The organism is Nitrosospira sp. NpAV, assembly GCF_000832065.1.
Taxonomy (GTDB): domain Bacteria; phylum Pseudomonadota; class Gammaproteobacteria; order Burkholderiales; family Nitrosomonadaceae; genus Nitrosospira.
Map to the genome: position 1 here is coordinate 1 of NZ_JXQM01000066.1, position 2,653 is coordinate 2,653.

1 protein-coding gene is annotated in these 2,653 nt (G+C 61.3%); it reads right to left on the minus strand.

Annotated elements, in window-relative coordinates; translation table 11 throughout:
* The coding region (locus SQ11_RS15335; protein WP_041515073.1) for a condensation domain-containing protein at positions 1 to 2,653 on the minus strand (2,653 nt) is incomplete at both ends.

Below are 2,653 nucleotides of genomic sequence, written 5' to 3' on the forward strand. Positions count from 1 at the left end.
ATAGAGTTCCCCTGGTACCCCGATTGGTACCGGCTGAAGCCGGTCGTCAAGCACATACATTTCCGTATTCGCAATCGGCCGGCCAATGGGGACAGACAGGACAGAGGCGGCGGAGGAAACGGAAACCGGAATGGTTGAGTCCGCGGGAACCTCAAACCGGGCGATCTTGCAGAGGGCTGCCGTGATGGTGGTCTCGCTGGGGCCATAAGCGTTGATCAGGCGGATTTGCCCGTGCGTGTGCCGCATCCAGTCGCTTAATCGTGCCGCAATCATCGGTTCGCTGCCGGCTACCACCAGCCGCAGGCTTTTCGGCAGCCGCAACGTTGCAAGTTCCGCCACCCATCCATGCCAGTAGGAAGCGGGAAGGTTCAAGATGCTGAGGCGACGGCTTTCCACGAAATCCAGCAGATCCGAAAAGACCGGAGGACCGACATCAGGCCATACGACGACGGTTGCTCCGCACAGCCAGGGGGGGAAAATCTCCTCCGCCGCCACGTCGAATGCGGGAGACGCAATCTGCAATATACGATCCGTCGCACAAAGCTCATAAGCGCCGGAGACCGCCGTGGCATGATTGACCAGCGCCCGGTGCGACACCATCACCCCCTTGGGCAATCCGGTAGAGCCGGAAGTGTAGACGATGTATGCAAGGCCGTCCGGCGCGATACTGGCCGCAACGCCGCCCGCCGAAGCATTGCCTGTTTCTTCCGGAGCGGCGGTATCCATGCAGATGACGCGCCCGCTGCAGCCGCTGAGCCGGTCGGTAAATACGCTACGGGTCACCACCGCCGGTGCGGCGGTATCGGAAAGGATAAAAGCAATTCGTTCCTCCGGAAACGTGGCGTCGATGGGAACATACGCCGCGCCGGCCTTCAGGATGCCGAGGGCGCCAACAGCCAGGCCTGTGCCACGATCGGTCAGCAGTCCGATGGGAGTATCGGCGCTGAACCCGCGCAAGCGTGCGGCAAGTTGATCGGCCTGCTGATTGAGTTGCGCATAGGTGAGCCGCTCATCGACTGTTTCAAGCGCAATGGCTTCCGGCGTCCGCGCCGCCTGGAGCTCGAACAATGCATGGATGCAGCGATCGCGCGGAAATGCAGCTTCCGTAGCGTTCCATTCCACCAGGAGTTGCTGTCGTTCCCTTCGGGAAAGCAGCGGCAGCTCGGATATGCGCTGTTCAGGGCTGGCAATGGCACCTTCGAGCAGCACCACAAAATGATCGAGCATTTGACGTATGGCCGCCGAATCAAAGAGGTCGGTGGCATATTCGAAGGTTGCCGTAATTCCGTCATTGAACTCGGCAATTGCCAAGGTGAGATCGAATTTCGCCGCTCCACGCGCTTCCATGACATCCCCCATGGCCCGGTCGCCCACGGTCCGGCTACTCGCGGGCGGCAGCGTTTCCTCCGCATGATTCTCGAGCGCGAACATCACCTGGAAGAGTGGCGTATGGCTCAGATGGCGCGCGGGAGCGAGCCTGGACACCAGCACCTCGAAAGGCAACTCCTGGTGGGTATATGCTCCGGTTGCCACGGTGCGCACCCGCTCGAGCAGGGCCACGAATGAGGGATCACCCGAAAGATCGAGGCGCAAGGCGAGTGTGTTGACGAAAAACCCGATCAAGCCCTCCAGCTCGCTGCGGGTGCGGTTGGCGATGGGCGTGCCGATCACCAGATCGGATTGCCCGCTGTAGCGCGACAACAGCACACCAAAAGCGGCCAGAAGCATCATGAACAGGGTTGCACCTTCTCTTTGCGACAGGGCACGCAATCCTTCCGCCAACGCCGGGGGTAGCGTCGCCGAGAGCGAAGCGCCCTGGAAGGTCTGCACCGCCGGGCGCGGCCGGCCGGTAGGCAAGAGAAGCTGCGCCGGTGCATCTTCGAGTTGCTTTTGCCAGTAGGCGAATAGAGAATCCAGCCGTTCGCCCTGAAGGAGACGCCTTTGCCAGCAGGCGAAATCGGCATACTGGATAGGCAATTCCGGCAAGGGCGAAAGCCGGCCATCTGAATAAGCTTCGAGCAAAATGTCCAGCTCGCGTTGGAGGATGCCGAGGGACCAGCCGTCGGCGACGATATGGTGCATCGTCAGCACCAGCACATGATCGGACTCGCCCGTACGCATCAATGTAGCCCGCAGGAGCGGACCCCGCGCAAGATCGAACGGCGTCGCGGCATCAGAGTTGGCCACCCTGCGCGCCTCACCCACCGGGGCATGGCGCAAATCCATCATTGTGAATGCCGGCGGCGAGGGCGGCATGATTACCTGCGTGCCCTGTCCATCGATGGCGGTGAAGGTGGTGCGGAGAATTTCGTGCCGGCGCACGATTTCTCCCAAACTTTTTTCAAGGGCCGCCGTATTCAGCGGGCCGGTAAAGGAGAACGTAGTACAAAGGTTATAGGCGGTACTTTGCGGTGTAAGCTGATCGAGGAACCAAAGACGCTGCTGGGCAAAGGAAAGAGGGGAGCTCTCCTGTTCGCGGCTGCGGCGCGGGATCGGCTGTAATATCGAGCGGGGGCCCAGGCGCAGCGCGAGTTCCGCGACGGTGGGCGCCCCAAAGAGAACATGCAGAGGCACTGCCGCGTGCAGAACGTCGCGGATCCGCGAGATGGCTTGCGTGGCGAGCAACGAATGCCCGCCCAATTCGAAGAAGTTA